Annotated in this window: 1 protein-coding gene; it reads left to right on the forward strand. The window is 64.4% G+C overall.

The features are described 5' to 3' along the window. Nucleotides 1-14: 14 nt before the first annotated feature. On the forward strand, nucleotides 15-1091 hold a 1077-nt coding region (locus tag Q9Q40_15620), incomplete at its 3' end, for a helix-turn-helix transcriptional regulator (GenBank protein ID MDQ7008650.1).

The raw sequence follows: 1091 nt of genomic DNA on the forward strand, positions 1-1091 counted from the left end.
GATCGATCGGAAGGTTGCTGCGGCAGCTTCGCGGCGATCGGGGTTTGTCCCTGTCGAAGGTCGAGGAGTTGACCGCGAAGCTGGGTTCACCGGTTTCCCGTTCGCGCCTTTCGGAGCTGGAACGGGGCGACGTGTCGGTTCACTTCGACGACGTTCAGGTGCTCTGCCGGGTCTACGGCATGGATCTGGCGGATCTCTTCATCGAAGCCCTGGCCGCACGGCCCTCGGGCTGTTTCCAAGTGGAGTCGACGGCGGAAGAACTCTTCGAGGAGGGGAAGCGGCTCTTCGACGAGGGCAAGCCCCTCGAGGCCGGCTGGGCCTTCGATGCGGCAGCCGAAGCCGCGGCGGGAACAGACGGCGAGATGGCCGGGCTGGCTCGTACCAGTGCGAGTTTCTGCTACGACAGGATGGGAGCCAGGGATCTGGCATTGCGGCGCGTCGAGCAAGCACTGGACCTGCTCGACGGTCAATCCGAAGCCCGCTGGCGTGCCACGGCTCTGATGGCGGTCCTGCTGGCATCCAGCGGCGCCGCGGTCAGGGCTCGCGTCTTCCTGGAAGCGACATTGGCGGTGATGGAGGCCGGCGTACCACCGAGACTGCGAGTGTTCTTGCTCGACAACTGCGGATCGGCGCTTCACCTGCTCGGCGAGTTGAGCGAGGCGACCAGGCTCTCACTCGAAGCAGCACGTCTCTATCGGCGGTTGGGTGAGTTCGACTGGTGTGCACTCAAGCTGGCTGCGGCGGCGACTTATGAAAGCGAGCAGGGGCGGCAGAAGCTGGCGCTGCGCCATGCCCGCGATGCCGAAGGTATGCTCGACGACCTGAAGCGGGTCGATACCAGGATCGCCGTCCTCACCGCTCTGGGAAGGGTACTTGTGGCTGAAGGCGCGGAAAGAGAAGCGAGGAATCGGCTCGAGGAGGCGTTCCGCATTGCAGATCTCCATGGATTGAAAGTCCGGGCCCGGGACGTATGTGAGCTACTCGAGCACCTTGCACGACAGCAGGGAGACAGGTCGGCGCAACGGTTGTGGAGGAAGCGGCTCGATGCTCTTCCCGGCGCAGGTTTCGATGGCTTCTCGAACGGCGCGGGA

It is taken from the genome of Acidobacteriota bacterium, from assembly GCA_030949985.1.
In the GTDB taxonomy this organism is placed as follows: domain Bacteria; phylum Acidobacteriota; class Polarisedimenticolia; order J045; family J045; genus JALTMS01.